Source organism: Humibacter sp. (genome assembly GCF_051954055.1).
In the GTDB taxonomy this organism is placed as follows: domain Bacteria; phylum Actinomycetota; class Actinomycetes; order Actinomycetales; family Microbacteriaceae; genus Humibacter.
Genome location: NZ_JBQCIE010000122.1, coordinates 18575 through 40250 on the forward strand (window position 1 = coordinate 18575; position 21676 = coordinate 40250).

Consider the following 21676-nt stretch of genomic DNA (forward strand, 5'->3'; position numbering starts at 1 on the left):
GACACCTCTTCTCCACCCACCCGAGCAAGCGCCCGAGTACGAGCCGGAGCAGGAGGTGCGCGCGCCCGAGCACGAGGCGACGAGCGGCAAGCGTCTGAGCACATTCCGCTCGCTCGCGCGCATCTACCCGTACGCGAAACCGGCCATGTCGCGCATCTACCTGGGCATGGTCGCGGCGATCGGCGCATCCATCGTGGCGCTGCTGATCCCCATCGTGCTGCAGGCGCTCGTCGACGGCCCGATGAAAGACGGCGACCCGTCAGAGGTCGTGCCGTCCGCGCTGCTCGTGCTGGTGCTCGGCGCCGCCGAGGCGGTGCTCATCTCGCTGCGCCGCTGGTTCGTGCTCACGCCTGGCACGAAGGTGGAGGCCGATCTGCGCAACGCGTTCTACGCCAAGCTGCAGGACCTGCCGGTGAGCTTCCACGACGGTTGGCCATCCGGTCAGCTGCTCAGCCGTGCCGTCAGCGACCTCAACCTGATCCGCCGCTGGCTGAGCTTCGGCTTCGTGCTGCTGTTCGTGAACATCCTCACGATCGCGATCGGCTTCGTCGTGCTGATCACCTGGAACTGGCTGCTCGCGGTCATCTTCATGGTGTGCTCGATCCCGCTGTGGATCTACGGCTACGTCTTCGAGAGCCGGTACTCGGTCATCGCACGCCGCAGCCAGGACCAGGCAGGTGACCTGGCGACCGCCGTCGAGGAGTCGGTGCACGGCATCCGCGTGCTCAAGGCGTTCGGCCGCGGCCGGCACGCGCTCCGCAACTTCGAGAAGCAGGCGGAAGACCTGCGCGGCACCGAGATCGCGAAGGCGAAGGCCATCGCGGGCATCTGGCTGTGGCTGCTGCTGGTTCCGGATGTCGCGTTCGCGGTGTGCCTCGTCGTCGGCGTCTGGCTGGTGTCGACCAACTCGCTCACGGCCGGCCAGCTGCTCGCCTTCTTCGCCACCGCGACCGTGCTGCGGTTCCCGATCGAGTCGATCGGATTCCTGCTGTCGATGACGTTCGACACCCGCACGGCAGCCGACCGGTTCTTCGACGTGATGAACACGCCGAACGAGATCGACGACCCGGAGCATCCCGAGGTCGTGACCGACCCGCAGGGCCGGCTCGCGTTCCACGACGCGCACTTCCGCTACGCCGACACGCCGGCCGGCTACCCTGACCTGCTCGACGGCATCGACCTCGAGCTGGAGCCGGGGGAGACCATGGCGCTCGTCGGTCTGACCGGTAGCGGCAAGTCCACGCTCACCGCGCTCACCACCCGGCTGTACGACGTGACGGGCGGGTCGATCACGCTCGACGGCGTCGATATCCGGGCCTTGAGCAGGAACGAGCTGCGCACCCACATCGCCATGGCGTTCGAGGATGCCACGCTGTTCTCCGCCTCCGTGCGCGACAACGTGCTGCTCGGCCGCGCCGAGCTGGCCGGCGACGATCCGGAGACGCAGAAGCGGGCGGATGCCGTGCTCACCGAGGCGCTCGAAGTTGCGCAGGCGGGCTTCGCGTACGACCTCCCGGACGGCGTCGACACGAAGGTGGGCGAGGAGGGCCTGAGCCTGTCCGGTGGACAGCGACAGCGCCTGGCGTTGGCCCGTGCGGTCGCCGCGAACCCCGAGGTGCTCGTGCTCGACGACCCGCTCTCGGCTCTGGATGTCGACACCGAGGCCCTCGTGGAGGCGGCGCTGCGACGAGTGCTCGCGTCCACGACGGCGCTCATCGTGGCGCACCGACCGTCCACGGTCATGCTGGCCGACCGCGTCGCGTTGCTCGAAGACGGTCGCATCACGGCGGTTGGCACGCACCACGACCTGCTGGCGACCAACGAGCACTACCGATTCGTCATCTCGAGTCTGGAAGACGACGAAGAACAAGAGATTCTCGAGGAGGTGAACCTGTGAGCACGGCAACTGTTCTCGGTGTCGAGGGCGAGGAGCGGGGCGACTTCTCCAAGGAGGAGTCGCGGCAGATCCGCCGCAGATCGCTGCGACTGCTCGGGTCGCTGCTGCGGCCCTTGCGCGGCCGGGTGGCGTTCGCGTTCGTCGTGATCGTGGTCTCCACGCTCGCGCAGGTGATCGGCCCGACGCTGATCGGCATCGGCGTCGACCAGGGAATCGCGGCGCTGAAGTCGCAGAACTGGTGGCCGATCGCCCTCACCGGTGCCGCCTACCTGGTCACCGGTGTGATCGGCGCTGCCACCGTGTCGTGGTACACGGTCATGTCGGCGCGCATCAGCCAGGCGATCCTGCTCGACCTGCGCAAGCGGGTGTTCCTGCACACGCAGCGGTTGAGCCTGGAGTTCCACGAGTCGTACACGTCCGGCCGCATCATCTCGCGGCAGACGAGCGACCTGGACTCCATCCGCGAGCTGCTGGACTCCGGCATCAACCAGCTCGTGCAGGGCGTGCTGTACTCCGGCTTCATCGCGGTGTTCATGTTCGTGAACGACTGGGTCTCCGGCGTCATCCTGTTCTGCGCGCTGGTTCCGCTGTACTTCCTGACGCGGTGGTTCCAGAAGCGTTCGCAGGTGCTGTTCCGGCGTTCGCGCGTGGCATCCGCGAAGCTCATCGTGCACTTCGTGGAGACCATGACGGGCATCCGTGCCGTCAAGGCGTTCCGCAAGGAGAAGCGCAACGAGAAGGAGTTCGGCGACCTGGTCGAGGACTACCGCGACGTCAACGCCAAGACCATCCAGCTGTTCGGGATCTTCGATCCCGGCCTCGTGATGATCGGCAACATCACCGTCGCGGTGGTGCTGCTGGTCGGCGGATTCCGGGTGGCGATGGGTGCACTGCCCATCGGCATCCTGCTGGCCGTGCTGCTCTACACCCGTCGGTTCTTCGACCCGATGGAGGAGATGGCGATGTTCTACAACTCCTACCAGTCGGCCGCCGCAGCACTCGAGAAGATCTCGGGTGTTCTGGAGGAGGAGCCGAGCGTGCCGGATCCGGCGCACCCGGTCGACCTGTGGGAGGCGAAGGGCCATGTGAAGTTCGACGACGTGACCTTCGCCTACAAGAAGGATCGGGTCATCCTGCCGGAGTTCACGCTCGATGTGCCTGCCGGGCAGACGATCGCACTCGTCGGCTCCACGGGGGCAGGCAAGTCGACGTTGGCGAAGCTGATCGCGCGGTTCTACGACCCCACGGAAGGATCGGTGACGCTCGACGGCGTCGACCTGCGGGATCTCCACCCGAAGGATCTGCGGCGCGCGATCGTCATGGTCACGCAGGAGGCGTACCTGTTCTCGGGGACGGTGGCCGACAACATCGCGCTCGGCAAACCGGATGCCACGTCCGACGAGATCCGTGCCGCCGCGGAGGCGGTCGGCGCCGCCGAGTTCATCCAGGGTCTGCCCGATGGGTACGACACGGACGTGAACAAGCGCGGCGGACGGGTCTCGGCGGGTCAGCGTCAGCTGATCTCGTTCGCGCGGGCGTTCCTCGCGAACCCGGCGGTGCTCATCCTCGACGAGGCGACGAGCTCGCTCGACATCCCGAGCGAGCGTCTGGTTCAGGATGCCCTGCAGACGCTGCTGAAGGACCGAACGGCTCTGATCATCGCTCACCGGCTCTCCACGGTCGCGATCGCCGATCGGGTGCTCGTCATGGAGCACGGCCGCGTCGTCGAGGACGGCTCACCAGCCGACCTCATCGCCGGCACCGGCCGCTTCGCCCAGTTGCACGCCGCCTGGCGGGACTCGCTCGTGTAGCGCGCCGACGTGGGAGCGGCGGGCCATTTCCGGCCTCCGCTCCCACGCTCTGCCCTCCGCTTCCACCCCAGCGCCGGCCGCCGTCTCGGCGGCCGGTCCGTGTCCGATGTCGCGAGCCTAGGCTGGGGGTGTGCTGGAGGCGCAAGGCCACGGGTTGAGCGAAGCGGTTCGCACGCTGTCGCCGACGTACTTCGCCGTGGTGATGGCCACGGGCACGGTGTCGGTCGGTATCGCGCAAGTGGGGCGACCGGCGATCTCGCAGGCACTGCTCTGGATCGCGGTCTTGGCCTACATCGCGCTCGTGGTGCTCACCGTGTGGCGTCTGATCGCCTACCGTCACGAGATCGTCACGGACTTCACTCGCGTGCGGACCGGTTTCGCGTTCTTCACGTTCGTCGCGGCCACCGACGTGCTCGCGGCGAGGTTCATCCCGGCGGTGGGATTCGGTCTGCCCTGCGTGCTGCTGATCGTCGCGTTCGCGGCGTGGCTCGTGCTGGAATACGCGATCCCCGGCGGTGTCGTGTTGTCGCATCCCTGGCATGTCGACGCCCTCCGCGACGTCAACGGGACCTGGTTCATCTGGCCGGTCGCGAGCCAGTCCGTGGCGCTGGTCGCCGCGTCGCTCGAACCGCTAGCCACATTCTCTGCAGAGTTGCTCGCGATCATCGCCGTGCTGTCCTGGTCGATCGGCGTCGTGCTCTACGGCGTGATCGGTGTGGTCATGGTCGTTCGCATGCTGACGCAGGGCATCTCGGCAGCCGAGCTCGGTCCGGACTATTGGGTGGCGATGGGCGCAGCGGCGATCACGGTGCTCGCGGCGTCGAAGCTCGTCGAGATGACCGACATGCCGATGATCGACGTGTCCCGCGGCCTCATCGCCGGCGCAGCCGTCGGACTGTGGTCGTTTGCGACCTGGCTGATTCCTGCCCTCCTCGGCATCGGCTGGTGGAGGCACGTCGTGCATCGCGTGCCGCTGCGGTACGAGGCGAGCCTGTGGGGAATGGTCTTCCCGATGAGCATGTATGCCGTTGCGAGCATGTATCTCGGCAAGGCGGACCGGCTGCCGATTCTCGGCGCCATCGGCGTGGTGAGCATCTGGGTGGCCTTCGGCGTCTGGGTCATCGTCGCCGTGTCGATGGTCGTGCATCTGGTCGTCCGACTTCGCCCGGCGTGACGCGTGCGGTGACGATTGTGAAGAATCGCTTGCCCGCTGCAATACTTGCTTAGTGCAAATGAACGACCCCTCGGACGGAGCCGCGCCCTCCGACGACGAGATCTCCGCCTTCCAGGTGGCCACCCGAGACCTGATCGACGTGGCCGTGCGCAGCGTCGAGGTCGTGGCGCCGGGCCTGTCCCTTCCGCAGTTCCGGCTCATGCTCGTGCTCGACGACCTGGGCGTCACTCCGTCGACGAAGCTGGCTCGTGAACTGGCCGTCTCGCCGTCGTCGGTGACGCGCATGGCCGACCGGCTCGTGACGGCGGGGCACGTGAACCGTGAGCGGGACGGCGAGAAGCGTTCGATCGTCGCGCTGGCGTTGAGCCCGCTCGGAGTCAAGACCGTGCGCGACGTGCTGTCGTGGCGCCACGTCGAACTGGCCCGCATTCTCCGAGCTCTCGATCCCGCGGACCGTGCGGTGACGACGCGCGCTCTTGCGGCGTTCCATGAGGCCGCCGCCAGCCGCCCGGAGCACTCGCACCTCGGGTGGTTGCCGCTGTGATGAGCAAGAAGCAGAGGCGTCGGCCCGGCCGCGTCTCGAAGTCAGCGCATGCCCGCGGGCTCGTCCTCGGAGACTTCGCCGTGGACCGCCGGATGCTCGTCATCACCGCTCTCGCCCTGCCGATCGGGGCACTGGCCGGGCTGGCGGCCTTCGTGCTGCTCCGGCTCATCGGCCTGGTCACGAACCTGGTGTTCTTCGGACGCATCGACACCGCGCTGGTGGCCCCGAGCGCTGCGCACGCACCGTGGTGGATCATCCTGTTCGCCCCGGTTCTCGGCGGCCTCGTCGTGGGGTTCATGGCCCGGTTCGGCTCGGAGAAGATCCGCGGTCACGGCATGCCGGAGGCCATCGAGGCGATCCTGACCGGCGGCAGTCGGGTCTCCCCGAAGGTGACGGTGCTCAAGCCGATCTCGGCAGCCGTGAGCATCGGAACAGGCGGACCGTTCGGCGCCGAGGGACCGATCATCATGACAGGCGGTGCGCTCGGTTCGCTTCTCGCTCAGCTCCTCAAGCTCTCGGCCGATGAGCGCAAGACGCTTCTCGTCGCCGGTGCCGCCGCCGGCATGGCCGCCACGTTCAACGCCCCGCTGGCGTCGGTGCTCCTGGCCGTTGAGCTCCTGCTGTTCGAGTGGAGACCGCGCAGCTTCGTGCCGGCCGTGGCAGCAGTCGCGGTCGCGACGATGGTCCGTGGCGTGCTGCTCGGAACGGGACCGGTGTTCCCGGTGGATGCCTCGCACCTGCACCTGTCTCCGCTGGTGTGCGGGCTGGCGGCGGTGGTCGGCCTGACCGGAGGACTCCTCGCCGTCGGCGCGACCTGGATGGTGTACAAGGCGGAGGACGGTTTCACCCGGCTTCCGATCCACTGGATGTGGTGGCCCGCGATAGGCGGGCTCATCATCGGTGTCGGCGGCCTCATCGAGCCGCAGGCGCTGGGCGTGGGCTACGACGTGATCGACCAGCTGCTCACCGGTAAGGCGACGATGTCGCTGATCCTGGGCATCCTGGTGGTCAAGACGCTGATCTGGTCCCTGTCCCTCGGTTCGGGCACTTCGGGCGGAGTGCTGGCTCCGATGTTCATGGTGGGCGGGGCGCTCGGTGCGCTCGAGGGCGCGGTCCTGCCTGAGGTCATGCCGGGGTTCTGGGCGATGTGCGGGCTCGCCGCCGTGCTCGGGGGCGTGATGCGCTCTCCGCTGACCGGTGTCGTGTTCACGCTCGAGCTCACGCACTCGTGGGACGCGTTGCCAGCGCTTCTGCTCTCGGCGACCGCCGCATATGCGCTTTCGGTGCTCGTGCTGAAACGGTCCGTTCTCACCGAGAAGATCGCGCGACGCGGGCTCCACCTCACCAGGGAGTACTCCACGGATCCGCTGGAGACCTTCTTCGTCAGAGATGTCATGCATCCGATCGATGACAGCGCCGGCGAGAGCGGTCGTTTCGCGGTACGCGACCGGCTGACGGTGCGCGCCCTCGCCTACCTGTTCGCCGAGAACGGTTGCACCGAGGCGGACGTCGTCGATGCCGAGAACAACGTCATCGGCCGGGTCGGGATCGCGGATCTCCTCCAGCCGAGGCTGCACGATCTCACCGAGGAGCACCACAGGGCCCGAACTCTCTTCGGACCGCCGTCGCAGCCGCCGGGAGACCGCACGCGGGCGGCATCCATCTGAAGGATGCCGCCCGCGCGCTGCCCGCGTCGACGCTGGACCCAGGGCGGAGTCGGTTCCCTGCCGCCAACGCGGTGATCGGAAAGGTGCTCTACCGCATCAGTGGCGGCCTCCTGCCGGCGTCGCAATCAGCGACACGGTCTGCTGCGATTCCAGGGGTGCGGTGTCGACCGCGTCGGATGCCTGGGCATCCCAGGTGCGGCCCGGTGCGCTCTGCGCCGCGGCACCGTTCCCGGTCAGGGCGAGCACGAGCCCGCTGTAGCGGTTGACGAGCCGGAACGTGCCGGTCGTCTCCCCGGTTGCGGCCGAGGTGTCCGGCACGACGAACCACTGCTGTCCGACCGTCGGTGTCGTCGCGGCGCGCACCGTCAGAGCCGTGCCCCACGCCCGATTCGACGTCGAGCTCGAGTCCACGCCGAGCAGCTGCCCGGTCCCGACGTTCGTGATCGTGTACGCGCCGTCGCCGGTCGCCGTGAACCGCCACGCTCCGAGCGCGGAGTGGCCGGCACCCGTCGCCTTCGTCGCCGACTGCCCGGGCACCTGCGAGAGCTCCAGGCCATTGCCGGTGGCGATGCGGTACGAGATCGACGTCTTGACCGGTGCGGCGGGAGCGGTGGAGTCCGCCGTGATGTTCGCGTAGTCCGCGTACGCGCCGCCCTCGCACGCCCATGCGCAGTACGAGCGGAACGTCTTGCCCACGATCGACGTGCTGGTCGCATTGGCCGGGTCGATGAACCACCGGTACCACGATGCGGTCTCGAACGAGCTGCCGGAGTCTCCGAGCAGGAACCACTTCTGGGTGGCGAGGCTCTTCGTGGCGTAGTACTGCTGCGGTGCGTTGCCGCTCTGGTCCGGATTCTGCGGTTCGCCGATGTACAGGCCGAGGTACGCGTCGTAGGTGATGTCCATCACGAACAGCGGCGAAGTCGGAGGCGTCAGACCCGCGGCGATCTGCTGCTGCGCCGTGCCCGGCGTGTTCGGGTTGTACTCCTTCGACGGCGGCGTGTAGCCGTTCGGGTTGGACGACGACACCGGGATGAGGTTGCTCTCCTTGCCGCCGACGCCCGGCTGGCTCCACTGGCCGTCGTAGAACTTCTGCCACGACCCGGTCGCCATCTTGTCGGCGATCGGCGCCCGGGCCACGTGCTCGTAGAACGCGACCCAGCCGCCGCCCTTGTTCACCACGCGTGAGCCGTAATAGACGTAGAAGTATCCGGATGCCGTGTCCACATACATACGCGGGTCGCCGTCGCCGTAGTAGTACGTCTGCTGCGGGAAGGCCGCCGTGTCGCCGCGGGTCGTGCTGTACGGCGAGGTGATCGCGTGGCCCTCGATGGTCCAGGTGTGTCCGTGATCCTTCGAGACGGCGTAGTCGATGGAGTCGAAGTGCAGTCCGTCGCCGAACGGCTGCGGCGTGAACTCGTTGTGCACCAGCCCGTACCAGTCGCCCGTATCCGGGTCGACCCACTGCTGTGTGAGGTCGCAGTAGTTGCGCTGCGAGTAGCCGGAGCCGGCGGGCGCATACGTCGCGGTGAGACCCGTGGGGCTGTTGTTGCAGCGCACCGTGGTGTCGTTGTTCTTATCGCTCGGGTCGTTCGGATCCACCGCGTTGTCGAGCGCGGCGTCCGGCTGGGCGTCGTCGATAGTGGTGCCGGTGTAGAACTGCCACTGACGAGGGTCGCTTGCGCCGTACAGCGCGTGCGACTCGCTGTAGTAGTACGCACCATTGGAGTCCATGAACGGGCTCGCCGGGGTGTCGTCCGGGTTGTCGAACGTTCCGAGGGACCCCGTGCTCACCGTGTACTGCGGGCTCGAGGAGCCGGCATCCGTGCCGGTGGACGAGGTCGCGGCGTTCGCGGCGAGACCACCGCTCAGGCAGAGCGCGGCCGTGCCGACGACGGCGAGCACGCCGAGCAGCGGCCGCCGTAGGCGTTGCGGATATCGGATGCGGAGAGTCATGGCCCTTCCTCACTTCGTTGTTCGGGGCTTCGTTGATGTGGCGCTCGGCGATCGCCGGGCTCCGTCGTGGACTTCACCGTCGGCCGTGGGGGCGCGACGCCGAAAACGCTACGCCGATTGGCATCGATAACACAAGGGGCGTGCAGTGAGCCGAGGGACCACGAGTTCAGAGAGCACACGCTCGTGGTAGCGGTGACAACGCCTCAGTTCCAGGAACGATTAACGACGCCTCAGCGCCGCGGCGCCGCGGTCGACGCGCGCACCACGAGTTGCGGCTCGATCGTCTCGATGGGCGGAACGGTGTCGGGCTTGGCGATGTACCGCAGCAGGTGCTCGACGGCCAGGCGGCCCATGTCGGCGAAGGGCTGCGCGACGGTCGTCAGCGCGGGGGAGCAGTACGCGGCGAGCGAGATGTCGTCGACTCCGACAACCGAGATGTCGTCGGGAACGCGTCGCCCGAGCTCGTCGAGCGCCCTGATGACGCCGAACGCCATCTCGTCGCTGGCCACGAACACCGACGTCACCTCGGGAATCCGTCCCAGAATGAGGCCGGCCTGGTATCCGGATGCCGGCGACCAATCGCCGGTCAGCTCCGGCGGCGGCTGCAGCCCGGCTTGCGACAGGGCCTCGCGCCAGCCCTGGCTGCGGCTGGCCGCGTCGAGCCAGCGCTGCGGGCCCGCCACGTGCCAGACGGTCTCGTGCCCGAGGTCGAGCAGGTGCTGGGTGGCGATCCTGCCGATCTCCGCCTGGTCGATCGCGACCACCTCGGTGGACTCAGTGCGGGAGCCGTCGATCGTGATCGTGGGCAGCGACCGGGTGAGCTCGTCGATCGCCCTGTTGGACTCGATGAGCGGCACCGCGAGCACGATGCCCTCAACGCCCTGGTCGGCCAGGCGCGACATCGATTCCTCGATGGCGGAGGCGTCCAGCGACGGCGTGGTCACGGTGTTCACCGCATAGCCTGCCGCGGCGGCCGCCGCCTCGATGCCGACGGCGAGTGCGGTGCGCGAGTAGAACCCGATGCGCAAGGTGACGACGCCGAGGGTGCGGCTGCGGCCGGATGACAGAGCACGTGCCGCGTTGTTCCGGCGGTACCCGAGCTGCTCGACGGCTGCGAGCACCTTTGCGCGAGTCGCCGCCTGCACGTTAGGATGCCCGCTCAGCGTGCGCGAGACCGTCTGCGCCGAGACGCCCGCGAGGCGAGCGACATCGGTCATGCCTGGTGCGCGTGGCGTCGCCGGTTCATCCTGCTTCGAGGCGGTTCCGGTCATGCGGCGCTCCGCGCGCTGCTCGTCGTGCTGCTCATGCGATGGGAGGTCTCCTCACGGATGATCGATACTACGGCCCGACAGAACGCATCGCCCGGATCTCGGGTGCGCCCACCGTGTCCCGAGGCCAGTGTGGCCCGAACGGAGGGGGACGCGGCTGTTGTTATCGATATCAATACTGTGACATAGTCGCACCATGTCGCAGACTCTCCCGACCCCGAACGCGACTGCGCTCGCGGACCGAGCGATCGTCCCTGCAACCCGCGCTGTGTCGTCAGCGGGTCCCACGTCGCCCCTACCGGCGACCGCGACGCTGACGTATGCCGACGGCGTGCTCCTGCGAGAGGGCCGGCCGCACCAGGTGATCGCGGGGGGCATGCACTACTTCCGCGTGCATCCTGCACTGTGGCAGGACCGCATGGCGCGCCTGGCCGACCTCGGGGTCAACGCGCTCGACACCTACGTGGCGTGGAACTTCCACGAGCGGGTGGAGGGCGAACCTCGGTTCGACGGCTGGCGCGATATCGAGCGATACCTGCTCCTCGCGCAGGACGCCGGCCTCGACGTGGCCGTGCGTCCCGGCCCGTACATCTGTGCGGAGTGGGACAACGGAGGCCTGCCCGCCTGGCTGTCCGCACGGCCCGGCATCCGCCTGCGCAGCACCGACCCCCAGTACCTGGATGCCGTGGAACGCTGGTTCGACGTGCTCGTCCCGCGCCTCGTGCCGTTGCAGGCATCCGCCGGCGGTCCCGTGGTCGCTGTGCAGGTGGAGAACGAGTTCGGCAGCTTCGGCGCCGATCAGGAGTACCTGCAGTGGGTGCACGACGCGCTGCGCGACCGCGGGATCACCGAGCTGATGTTCACCGCGGATGGCCCGACCCAGCGCATGCAGGAAGGCGGCTCGATCCCCGGCGTGCTGGCCGCGGCAACGTTCGGCTCCAAGCCGGAGGAGGCTGCCGCGCTGCTTCGCGCCCGCCGCGACGGGGAACCGTTCCTGTGCGCGGAGTTCTGGAACGGCTGGTTCGACCACTGGGGTGAGCGGCATCACGTGCGTTCGGCGGCGGATGCCGCGCACAACGTCCAGAGCATCGTCGCGACCGGCGGCTCGGTCAGCATCTACATGGCGCACGGCGGCACGAACTTCGGCTTGTGGGCGGGGGCGAACTACAAGCAGGGCGCGAATGATAAGCAGGGCGCGAATGACAAGGAGGGCGCGAATCGCGAGGGCAGTCTGCAGCCCACCGTGACGAGCTACGACTCGGATGCGCCGATCGCCGAGAACGGCGCCCTTACTCCCAAGTACTTCGCGATCCGCTCGGCGCTCTGGCCGGACGCCTGCACGGATTCCACCTCGTTCGAGCCAGCGCCTGCCACCTTGCGGCCGCGCACGATCCCGGTCGTCCGAGGCGCGGGACTGCTCGCCGCCTTGCGATCCAGTGCGGCTGAAGCGCAGGCATCCAGCCGCCCGCCGAGCTTCGAGCAGCTCGGTCTCGGTGCCGGAATCGTGCTCTATCGCGCCCACCCGACGCTGCCGGCGGGCGAGCGCGTCCTGCGCGTGACCGGCCTGCACGACAGAGCGGTTGTGTTCCTCGACGGGAAGCGCGTGGGCGTGATCGACACGGAGACGGGCGAGCTCGCGCTGTCCGCCCGCGGCGGAGTCGCCCGCCTGGAGCTGCTGGTCGAGAACCAGGGCCGCATCAACTACGGGCCGCTGCTCGGGCAGGGCAAGGGCATCCTCGGCGGCGTCGAGGTCGACGGGGTGGATGTTCGTGGCTGGCACACCACGCCGCTCCCGCTCGACGAGTGGTCCGGCGACGAGCTGCGCCGGCGGATGAACGGGCACGCCGATGGCGATCCGACACCGGCAGCGGATTCCGGCGGCTTCGCGACCGCACACCTCGACCTCGGCGCACCGGCGGACACGTTCCTCGCGCTTCCGGGGTTCGGGAAGGGCTTTGTGTGGATCGGGGACTTCCTGCTCGGTCGCTACTGGAACATCGGCCCGCAGCAGACGCTCTACGTGCCTGCGCCGCTGCTGCGCGCCGGCGAGAACACCATCACGGTGCTTGAGCTGGAGCACCGCGGCGACTCGCTCGAGCTGCGCGACCACGCCGAGCTCGGGCAGAGCGAGGAATACGTCGAGACGTTCTGAGCGGAGAGGACGGAACCTCAGATCGGCGACCAGCGAGCGGACGCGAGGTCGACGCGGTAGCGGTCGACGGCATCCTCACGCGACGCCTGCTCGCCGGTCATGCCCTTCAGCGGCGTGCTCTCGTCGAGGTAGTGCTCGAGCGCCTTGCCCTCGTGACAGGCGGGCGGCTGGCCGGATGCCCTGATCACCCGCCACCACGGAACGTCCGATCCGTACCTGGCCATCACGTTGCCGACGACGCGCGCACCCCGCGAACCGAGGAGCGCCGCGATCTGCCCGTACGTCATGACGCGACCCGGCGGGATGTCCGCCACCACTTCGAGGACGGCCTCGACGAATCCTTCGGCGGGTTCGGGCATCCGCTGCTGCGCGTTCGATGCCGACATGCGACGAGGACTCAGAGGTCCAGTGCGCCGATGGTCTCCCCGTACTGCGTCTCGCCGATGGGGGTGAACCCGGTGCGGAGGAAGAACGCCTCTGGGCCGAGCTCACCGGTCTCCCAGATCACGTAGAGCCTGTCCTGCCCGCGCCCCCGCGCCTCGTCGGCGAGCGCGTCGACGGCGAACTGGCCGATGCCGCGACCCTGCACCTCGGCGTCCACGTTGATGCGCCAGAGGATCGAGCGGAACTCGTCGTCGGCATCCGGGTCGAAGCTGCCCATGATGAAGCCGACGACCTCGTGATCGCCGTCGACCACGACGCGCTGCCACGTCATGTTCGGATCGTTCACCGCTGCCGCCGCCGAGTACGACACCGGGGTGATGAACTGTTCCTGGCCCGGCTTGAGCGTCAACGCGTTCGCAGCAGAGATGTTCGACGCGGACAATTCCTCAAGACGCAGCTCAGCCATGGCAAAAGGCTATCCGGTGTGCTGTGCCCACGGTAGTCGCGGCCGTAGAGGGCGGCAGAGGGCATCGAGCAGAATTGTGGACGCTTGTGGTCGCTCGCGCCCGCCTGCAGCGGCAGGAAGCGTCCACAATTCGGATAGGTGCTAAGGCCGCTCAGAACGCCGCGAGCGCTTCGTTGAAGGTGGCGGAAGGGCGCATCACGGCGCTCGCCTTCTCCGGGTCGGGCAGGTAGTAGCCGCCGATGTCCGCCGGCTGCCCCTGCACCGCGACGAGCTCCTCAACGATGGTGGACTCCTTTTCGGTGAGCGCCTCCGCGAGCGGCGCGAACACGGCAGCAAGCTCCGGGTCATCCGTCTGCTTGGCGAGCTCCTGCGCCCAGTACAGCGCGAGGTAGAAGTGCGATCCACGGTTGTCGATGGTGCCGAGCTTGCGGCCGGGGCTGCGGTCCTCGTCGAGGAACGTCGCCGTCGCCCGGTCGAGCGTGTCGGCGAGCACCTTCGCGGCCGGGCGCCCCGCCTGCTCCGCATATTTCTCGAACGAGGGCACGAGCGCGAAGAACTCGCCGAGCGAGTCCCAGCGCAGGTAGTCCTCCTGCACGAGCTGCTGAACGTGTTTGGGAGCCGAGCCGCCCGCACCGGTCTCGAAGAGGCCGCCGCCGGCGATCAGCGGCACGATCGACAGCATCTTCGCCGAGGTGCCGAGCTCGAGGATGGGGAACAGGTCGGTGTTGTAGTCGCGCAGCACGTTGCCGGTCACCGAGATCGTGTCCTGGCCCTTGCGCATCCGCTCCAGGGAGTACGCGGTGGCGAGCTCCGGTGCGAGGATCTCGATCGTCAGACCGTCGGTGTCTCCGACGAGGTCGGAGTCGGCGAGGTATTCGCGCACCTTTGCGATGAGCTGCGCGTCGTGGGCGCGGGTCTCGTCGAGCCAGAACACCGCCGGCGTCCGGCTGGCGCGGGCACGAGCGACGGCGAGCTTCACCCAGTCGCGGATCGGGACGTCCTTGGTCTGGCATGCGCGCCAGATGTCGCCGGCGCCCACCTCGTGCTCGAGCAGCACGTCGCCCGCCTTGTTCAGCACCTTCACGGTGCCGGCGACGGGGATCTCGAACGTCTTGTTGTGCGAGCCGTACTCCTCGGCGGCCTGCGCCATGAGGCCGACGTTGGAGACCGAGCCGATCACGGCGGGGTCGAGCGGGCCGTTCTTCTTCACATCCTCGATGACCGTGGCGTACACGCCCGCGTAGGACGAGTCCGGGATGACCGCGAGGGTGTCGTCTTCGCGTCCCTCGCCGTCCCACAGCTTGCCGCCGTTGCGGATGAGCGCGGGCATCGATGCGTCGATGATCACGTCGGAGGGCACGTGCAGGTTCGTGATGCCCTTGTCCGAGTTGACGTACGAGAGGCGCGGGCCGCCGGCCAGTGCAAGGTCGATCGCCTCACGGATCTCGTCGCCGTTCGGCAGCGACTGGATGCCGGAGAGGATGGCGCCGAGCCCGTCGTTCGCCGAGATGCCGGCGGCGGCGAGGTCGGCACCGTACGTGTCGAAGACATCCTTGAAGTAGGCGCGCACGACGTGGCCGAAGATGATCGGGTCGGAGACCTTCATCATGGTCGCCTTGAGGTGCACGGAGAACAGCACGTTCTCGGCCTGAGCCCGCTTCAGCGCGTTCGCGAGGAACGCGTCGAGGTGCTCAGCGGAGAGGTGAGTCGCGTCGACCACCTCTCCGGCCTTCACCGGCAGTTGCTCGAGCAGCACGTTCTGTTCGCGGTCCTGGGTCTCCAACACGATCGTCAGCGTGTCGTCTGCGGCCATGGTGACGGACTTCTCGTTGCTCTTGAAGTCGTGTTCGCCCATGGTGGCGACGGTGGTCTTCGAGCCGTCGGCGAACGCCTTGTTGGTGTGCGGATGCTTCTTCGCGTACGCCTTCACCGACTGGGGTGCGCGGCGGTCCGAGTTGCCCTGGCGCAGCACGGGGTTCACGACGGATCCGATGACCTTGAAGTACTTCGCGCGGATCTCGGCCTCCTCGTCCGTGACCGGCGAGTCCGGGTAGTCGGGAACGTCGTAGCCCTTCTCCTGCAGCTCCTTGATCGCCGCCTTCAACTGCGGGATGGATGCCGAGATGTTGGGCAGCTTGACGATGTTCGCGTCGGGCGAGCCGGTCAGCTCGCCGAGCTCCGCGAGCGCGTCGTCGGCGAGCCCGAACTGCGCGAGGATGCGCCCAGCAACCGAGATGTCGCGGGTCTCGAACTCGACGCCGGCCTTCTCCGCGAACGCGGAGACGATCGGCAGGAACGAGTACGTCGCCAGCAGCGGAGCCTCGTCGGTGTGGGTGTAGATGATCTTTGCCATCGCGTCAGCACGCTCCAATCGGCGGTATGGCGGAGAAAACAATCTTGACGTCAAGATAAATCGTCTGGTTTAGACGATACCCGACACCGGCGCTGCTCGCAGACGCCGTCTGGCGATAGTCTCAGCAGACGCGCCGTCCGGCGCGACCGGGTGATGACAGGACTTGCGATGCGTGCGGGAAGCAACCTTCCTGCCGTCGGGGGTTACAACCAGGCGGTGATCCTCGACGCGGTCCGCCGCGCCCCTGACGGGGTCAGCCGCGTCGAGGTGGCGAACAGCACGGGGCTGTCCGCGCAGACGGTCACGAACATCGTGCGCCGGCTCATCCAGGAGGGGCTCGTCGTCGAGGCGGGGACGCGTGGAGTCGGCGTGGGGAAGCCGCGCACCATCCTCCGGCTGGACCCCATGGCGCGTCTCGCGGTCGGCATCCACCTCGACCCCTCCGTCATCACGATCGTGCTCCTCGACCTCGCCGGCAGTGTGGTCTCGCATCGGCGACTCCGCACGACCTCGACGGCGAAGGCGTCGCGCACGATCACCCGCATCGTGCGCGGGGTCCAGTCGCTGCTGGCCGAGGCCGGAGTGGATGACTCGAGGGTGATGGGCGCGGGCATCGCCGCCCCCGGACCGATCGACATGGTCTCCGGCGTCGTGCTGAACCCGCCTCTCCTGACCGGATGGCACGACGTGCCCGTCCGCGACGACCTGGCGCAAGCGCTCGGCATGCCCGTGATCCTGGAGAAGGATGTCACGGCTGCGGCCGTCGCGGAGCTGTGGATGGACACCGCAGGCGAGCGCAACGACATGGTGTTCTTCTACTGCGGCACAGGGATCGGTCTCGGCATGGTCTCAAGGGGCGAGGTCATCCGCGGGTTCTCCAGCAACGCCGGCGACGTGGGCAGCGTGATCGTGGGCGGGGTGCCGAAGACCGGTCACCGGCGCTGGCGGCTCGGGAACTCCATCATGCCGAGGCTCCTGGTCGGCGACGCGATCGATGCCGGAATCATCGCGGGCGACGCGGACTCGATGACGACCGCGGAGGTCGGCGCCGCCTTCTCCGAACTGGCGGGGATGACCGACGACCCACGTGCCCAGCGGATCGTCGGCGCGGCCGTCGGCGACCTTGCCGAGGGCCTGCTGATCCTCGCGAACCTTCTCGACATGGACCGCGTCGTGTTCGGCGGTCCGTTCTTCGCGCCGATGCGGGACGCGTTCCTGAAGCGCGTGCCCCCGCTCGTGATGGGGTCGCCTTCGTACACGCTGCCGCACCCCATCACGTTCTGCGAGTCGTCGATCGGCGAAGACGTGGCCGCCATCGGCGCCGCGTGCCTCGTGCTCGACGACCGGCTGTCGCCGAGGCCGCAGTCGTTCTTGATCAGTCGCTGACCCTCCGCAACGGGACGCGGCGGAGGGCCAGCGACGAGAGCTCAGCTCGGCTGCGCTCTCAACTCAGCACGGCGGCCGCCGGCCGCAGCACGTCCAGCACGGGCGCGATGGTCTTGCCGCGCGCGCTCTCGTACGCCGCGAGCAGCATCCCGAGCACCTGGATGCCCTCATCCTCGGTGTGCGGGGGACGGGAGCCGGTGGCGAGACACTGCGCGAAGGCGCCGATCTCGGCCACGAACGTGTCGACCGGCTCGAAGGAGAACGACTCCTCGCGGCCGTCCCGGAGCCGATAGCTGACCGTCGTGCCGTCGCTCGTGAGCGATCCGAGCTCACCGACGACGGAGAACCGTTCGGTCGAGGTCGCCGGCTCGTACGCCCAGCTCGTCACGAGCTGTCCGACCACGCCGCCCTCGAAGCGGATGAGCACCTGGGCGCTGTCCTCGCCCTCCATGAACTTGAGCCGATGCGTCGACAGCATGGCCGTCGCCTCGATCGGCCTGGCTCCTGCGAGATGCAGCAAGAGATAGCTGGGGTGGTAGCCGGTGTCGATGAGCTCGCCGCCGCCGGAGGTCGAGGCGTGCGCACGCCAGCCCATGTTCGCCGGATCGAAGTCGTTGTAGAACGAGTCCGTGGTCCGCACCTCGTACACCGTGCCGATGGTGCCGGCCTCCAGCAGCTCCTTCGCCTTCGCCACCGCCGGCAGGAACAGCTGATTGTGCGCGCACATCAACGTGATGCCGCTCTCGGCGACCGCCGCATTGACCCGCCGCGCCTCCTCGGCGGTCAGGCACAGCGGCTTCTCGCAGAGCACGTTAAGGCCGGCCTCGGCGGCGGCGACGATCGCGTCGGCGTGCAGGTGGTGCGGAAGGCAGATGTCGACGGCGTCGAGCTGCTCGCCGACGATCATCTGGCGGTAGTCCGTGTACGGCGCGGCGTCCAGCTCGGCTCCGCGGCGCTGCGCCGTCTCCTCGAAGGCGTCGGCGACCGCGACCACCGTGATCGAGTCGCTGTGGGCGCGATACCCGCGGATGTGGGCGTCGGCGATTCCGCCGCCGCCGATCAGACCGATCCTGATCATCGATAGTCCTCCTTGGTTCCTGTTCGTGCTGCGTGGTTCGCGGCGACGACGAGCCTGGTCAGCTCGACGGCGCGGCTCAGGTTGTCGTCCGCTCGGGTGTCGTCGCGGATGTGCTCGACCCACTGGTCGAACGCGGTCGGCAGGTCCTCCGGCACGGGAATCGTCTCGGTGTCCCCGCCCTTGAGGGCGAGCGCGACGTGACGGTCGCGTTCCGAGTAGCTCAGCCATCCGTTCGTCCCGCCGATCTCGATGAGGAACGGGTCGGGGGAGACGACGCCCGACTCGATCACGCCGATCGTGCCGTCGTCGTACGTGACGGCGACGACCGCGTTGTCCTCGACGTCGCGGCCGGTCACGTGCGTGTACGTCGAGGAGATCGTCGCCGGCCGAGCGCCCAGGAAGAGTTGCGTGAGATAGGCGGGGTGGCATCCGAGGTCGGCGATGGCCAGTCCGAACGTGAGCTCGGGATCGTAGAACCGCTCAGGCAGCCAGTTCGCGACGGCCCCGTCGTGCGAGAGCCGCACACGGGAGTACGTGATGGTGCCGAGCGCTCCGTCGGCGAGAACATCCTTCACCGCCTGCGTGTATCCGTGGTACAGCCGCGGCAAGGAGACGATCAGCTTCACACCGTGCTCGTCGCAGGCTCGGATGATCTCCTCGGCCTCTTCGACGGTCGGGGCGAGCAGCTTCTCGGTGAAGATGTGCTTGCCGGCGCCCGCCGCCTTCAGCATGACATCGCGGTGATCCTTCGTCGACGTGGTGATCGTGACGGCGTCGATGTCGTCACGGGCCAGCAGTGCGTCGAGGTCCGACTCGAAGTCGACGCCGAACTCTGCGGCTGCCTCCCGTCCCCGAGCCTCGTCGTCGTCCCACACCGCCACGAGCTCGGTCTGCGGATGCTGCGCTGCGGTCTTCGCGTAGTCCCCGGCGTGCACGTGCCAGAAGCTGAGCACGGCCACTCTGAGTCGGCCATCGGCTGACATCGTCGTCTCCATTCATTCGGTTGTGCAGCACATCATCCCGAGCAGTGCGGCAATCAGTCAAGTTACTTGATGAATTGCGGCGCGCGGCGCGACTGGGCGGGAGTCGGGCGGTCGAATCGTCGGTCCTGACCCCCGCATGGGCGACATTCGAGAACTTTGTCGTGACATGTTGACAGTAATAAATGCAGATGATTTACTAACGACGATCGTGCCGAGCGGATGGCCCGGCACCCCTTGCACCATGAGGCGAAGGAGCATCATGAAGAAGAGGATCATCTCCGCCATTGCGGTGGGTGTGGTCGCTGCCGCGGCGCTGACGGGATGCTCGTCGGCGGGCGGGAGCAGTAGCAAGACCATCAAGATCGCCTACGAGTCGTACGGCGGCAAGCAGATGCAGAACTACATGTCCCGCATCGCCCAGCAATACGACAAGAAGTACCCCGGCTACACCGCCAAGCTCGTGCCGATCCAGGCGGCGGAGAACGACTACTACACGAAGCTCGCGCTGATGAACAAGTCGGCCGCGACCGCGCCGGACGTGCTCTACGAGGACACGTTCCTGATCAAGTCCGACGCGGCCGCCGGCTACCTTGCACCCCTGGACGGCTACGTGAAGAAGTGGAGCGACTGGTCGCAGTTCCCCGCCAACGCGCGGCAGGCCGGTGAGGGCGCGGACGGCAAGCTCTACGGCATCCCGATGGGCACGGACACCCGGGCGCTCTGGTACAACAAGACCGTCCTGCAGAAGGCCGGCATCACGGTTCCCTGGCAGCCGAAGTCGTGGAACGACATCCTCGACGCCGCGAAGAAGATCAAGGCATCCGAGCCCGGTGTGATCCCGTTCAACATCTACTCCGGCAAGGGCACCGGTGAGGGATCGACGATGCAGGGCTTCGAGATGCTGCTCTACGGCACCAAGAACCAGCTGACGACGAGCGACGGCAAGTGGGTCGCGGGGTCGCCCGGATTCAAGGACTCGCTGCAGTTCATCCACGATGTCTACCAGGGCGGTCTCGGACCGACGGCGCAGCAAGCGCTCGACCCGAACTGGTCGAATCAGACGCCGGCGCTGCTGTCGCAGAACAAGCTCGGCATCAGCCTCGACGGCTCCTGGGTGTCCAGCAACTGGGGCAACGCGGGCGTGGCGCCGTGGAAGGACTGGAACTCCGTGATGGGGGAGGCGAAGATGCCGACGCAGGATGGCGCCGCTCCCGGTGCGACCAGCCTGTCGGGTGGATGGACCCTCGCCCTCGGCTCGAAGTCGAAGAACCCGACGGCGGCATGGAACTTCATCTCGCTGGCGCTCAACAAGGACAACTCGCTCTTCTACGCCACGAGCAACCAGAACATCCCGGTGCGCACGGATGTGGCGAACGACCCGGCCTACGTGAAGTCGAACCCGACCAACGCGTTCTTCGCCGATCTCGTGAAGATCACGCACTTCCGTCCAGCGACCTCGTCGTACCCCGCGGTGTCGAACAACATCCAGGTGGCGATGGAGTCGGTCATGACGGGCCAGCAGACGTCCGCCGAGGCGCAAAAGGCGTACGACCAGGCGCTGCCTCAAGCGGTCGGCGGCTCTAAGAACGTGGTCACGAAATAGCGCATGACCATGACGTCGCTCACGCACACCGCCGTGACGACGGGCGCGACCGGGCGGGGAGGGGATTCCTCTTCCCGCCCGCACCGCGCTCGCCGCACTTTCGTACGCGCACTGCCTCTTCTTCCATCCATGGTGCTGGTCGCGATCTTCCTGCTCGGCCCGGTGGTCGAGGCGTTCTACGGGTCGTTCACCAACATGGCGCTCACCGGTGCCGCGGCCGAGAGCTCCCAATTCGTCGGCCTGCAGAACTACATCCAGCTGTTCCAGAACCCCGACTTCCTGAAATCGGTCTGGCTGACGATCCTGTTCGTCGTCGGCAGCGCGATCATCGGCCAGAACGTGCTCGGCCTGGCGCTCGCCATGCTCATGCGCTCGGGCAACAAGGTGCTGACCGGCATCGTGGGAACGCTCGTCGTCACGTCATGGGTCGTTCCCGAGGTGGTGGGAGCGTTCTGCTGCTACGCGTTCTTCAACGGCGGCGGCACACTCAACGCCATCCTGTCGGTCGCCGGGCTGAAGGGCCCTGACTGGCTCTACGTGCTGCCGATGGCATCCGTGATCCTGGCGAACATCTGGCGCGGCACGGCGTTCTCGATGATGGTCTACTCCGCGGCGATCACGGAGGTGCCCGAGGAGGTCACGGAGTCGGCTGAGCTGGACGGCGCGAGCGGGTGGAAGCGGCTGATCTACATCACGATCCCGATGATCCGCCGGAGCATCTCGACCAACCTGATGCTCACCACGCTGCAGACGTTGAGCGTCTTCGGCCTGATCTACATCATGACGGCAGGCGGTCCAGGCACCTCCAGCTCGACGCTTCCCGTGCTCGCGTATCAGGAGGCGTTCAAGTTCTCGCAACTGGGCCTCGGCACCGCCATCGCCGTCGTGATGCTGATCATCGGAGGCGTGTTCTCCATCATCTACATCCGCGCCCTCAAGCCGGAGGTCGACTGA

At 67.6% G+C, this 21676-nt stretch carries 16 protein-coding genes; 9 read left to right on the forward strand and 7 right to left on the reverse strand.

The genetic code is table 11. The annotated features are described in order from the left end of the window. The first annotated feature begins 145 nt into the window (after window positions 1-145). The 5 genes from ACTHNC_RS16075 to ACTHNC_RS16095 all read left to right on the forward strand — a co-directional run bounded on the left by ACTHNC_RS16075 (window position 146) and on the right by ACTHNC_RS16095 (window position 7093). Entirely contained in the window at window positions 146-1897 is a 1752-nt protein-coding gene (locus tag ACTHNC_RS16075) for an ABC transporter ATP-binding protein (RefSeq protein WP_440295715.1), read from the forward strand. Next, entirely contained in the window at window positions 1894-3708 is a 1815-nt protein-coding gene (locus ACTHNC_RS16080) for an ABC transporter ATP-binding protein (protein WP_440295631.1), read from the forward strand. Before ACTHNC_RS16075 ends, ACTHNC_RS16080 begins: the two co-directional genes overlap by 4 nt. Before the next feature lie 130 nt (window positions 3709-3838). Next, a complete protein-coding gene (locus ACTHNC_RS16085; RefSeq protein ID WP_440295632.1) occupies window positions 3839-4882 on the forward strand; it encodes a tellurite resistance/C4-dicarboxylate transporter family protein in 1044 nt (347 codons plus the stop codon). 58 nt (window positions 4883-4940) lie between these two features. Continuing rightward, complete coding sequence (locus tag ACTHNC_RS16090; RefSeq protein WP_440295633.1) at window positions 4941-5426, forward strand: MarR family winged helix-turn-helix transcriptional regulator; 486 nt, start codon at window positions 4941-4943, stop codon at window positions 5424-5426. Further along, on the forward strand, window positions 5426-7093 hold the full coding sequence (locus ACTHNC_RS16095) for a chloride channel protein (RefSeq protein WP_440295634.1): 1668 nt from the start codon (window positions 5426-5428) through the stop codon (window positions 7091-7093). The genes ACTHNC_RS16090 and ACTHNC_RS16095 overlap by 1 nt, the downstream gene beginning before the upstream one ends. Window positions 7094-7189: 96 nt before the next feature. On the opposite strand, the gene ACTHNC_RS16100 is transcribed toward ACTHNC_RS16095, so the two are convergent. Together ACTHNC_RS16100 and ACTHNC_RS16105 are read right to left on the reverse strand one after the other, a co-directional pair. Further along, window positions 7190-9049 (reverse strand): RICIN domain-containing protein, encoded by a 1860-nt coding sequence (locus ACTHNC_RS16100; RefSeq protein ID WP_440295635.1) that lies wholly within the window; start codon window positions 9047-9049, stop codon window positions 7190-7192. A gap of 230 nt (window positions 9050-9279) precedes the next feature. After that, window positions 9280-10320 carry a LacI family DNA-binding transcriptional regulator gene (locus tag ACTHNC_RS16105; protein WP_440295636.1) on the reverse strand — a complete coding sequence of 347 codons (1041 nt, stop codon included), beginning with the start codon at window positions 10318-10320 and terminating at the stop codon, window positions 9280-9282. A gap of 193 nt (window positions 10321-10513) precedes the next feature. Here ACTHNC_RS16105 and ACTHNC_RS16110 point away from each other — a divergent pair, with 193 nt between their 5' ends. Continuing rightward, a complete protein-coding gene (locus ACTHNC_RS16110; protein ID WP_440295637.1) occupies window positions 10514-12469 on the forward strand; it encodes a glycoside hydrolase family 35 protein in 1956 nt (651 codons plus the stop codon). Window positions 12470-12486: 17 nt separating this feature from the next. Here the strand turns inward: ACTHNC_RS16110 and ACTHNC_RS16115 are convergent, their stop codons facing one another. From ACTHNC_RS16115 to ACTHNC_RS16125, 3 genes are all read right to left on the reverse strand, one after another. Beyond that, window positions 12487-12855: an MGMT family protein gene (locus ACTHNC_RS16115; protein WP_440295638.1), complete on the reverse strand. Its 369-nt coding sequence runs from the start codon at window positions 12853-12855 to the stop codon at window positions 12487-12489. 11 nt (window positions 12856-12866) lie between these two features. Further along, window positions 12867-13319, reverse strand: coding sequence for a GNAT family N-acetyltransferase (locus ACTHNC_RS16120; protein ID WP_440295639.1), 453 nt, complete (start codon window positions 13317-13319; stop codon window positions 12867-12869). Between the two features lie 151 nt (window positions 13320-13470). Continuing rightward, the gene (locus ACTHNC_RS16125; protein ID WP_440295640.1) at window positions 13471-15672 is read right to left on the reverse strand and encodes an NADP-dependent isocitrate dehydrogenase; all 2202 of its coding nucleotides are present in this window, start codon (window positions 15670-15672) and stop codon (window positions 13471-13473) included. A 168-nt stretch (window positions 15673-15840) separates the two neighbouring features. Here ACTHNC_RS16125 and ACTHNC_RS16130 point away from each other — a divergent pair, with 168 nt between their 5' ends. Then, the gene (locus ACTHNC_RS16130; RefSeq protein WP_440295641.1) at window positions 15841-17058 is read left to right on the forward strand and encodes an ROK family transcriptional regulator; all 1218 of its coding nucleotides are present in this window, start codon (window positions 15841-15843) and stop codon (window positions 17056-17058) included. Between the two features lie 58 nt (window positions 17059-17116). On the opposite strand, the gene ACTHNC_RS16135 is transcribed toward ACTHNC_RS16130, so the two are convergent. Together ACTHNC_RS16135 and ACTHNC_RS16140 are read right to left on the reverse strand one after the other, a co-directional pair. Further along, complete coding sequence (locus tag ACTHNC_RS16135; protein WP_440295642.1) at window positions 17117-18136, reverse strand: Gfo/Idh/MocA family protein; 1020 nt, start codon at window positions 18134-18136, stop codon at window positions 17117-17119. Then, complete coding sequence (locus ACTHNC_RS16140) at window positions 18133-19119, reverse strand: Gfo/Idh/MocA family protein (protein ID WP_440295643.1); 987 nt, start codon at window positions 19117-19119, stop codon at window positions 18133-18135. Before ACTHNC_RS16140 ends, ACTHNC_RS16135 begins: the two co-directional genes overlap by 4 nt. Before the next feature lie 259 nt (window positions 19120-19378). Between ACTHNC_RS16140 and ACTHNC_RS16145 the strand changes: the two genes are divergently transcribed. Together ACTHNC_RS16145 and ACTHNC_RS16150 are read left to right on the forward strand one after the other, a co-directional pair. Then, on the forward strand, window positions 19379-20722 hold the full coding sequence (locus ACTHNC_RS16145) for an extracellular solute-binding protein (protein ID WP_440295644.1): 1344 nt from the start codon (window positions 19379-19381) through the stop codon (window positions 20720-20722). Between the two features lie 3 nt (window positions 20723-20725). Then, window positions 20726-21676, forward strand: coding sequence for a carbohydrate ABC transporter permease (locus ACTHNC_RS16150; RefSeq protein WP_440295645.1), 951 nt, complete (start codon window positions 20726-20728; stop codon window positions 21674-21676).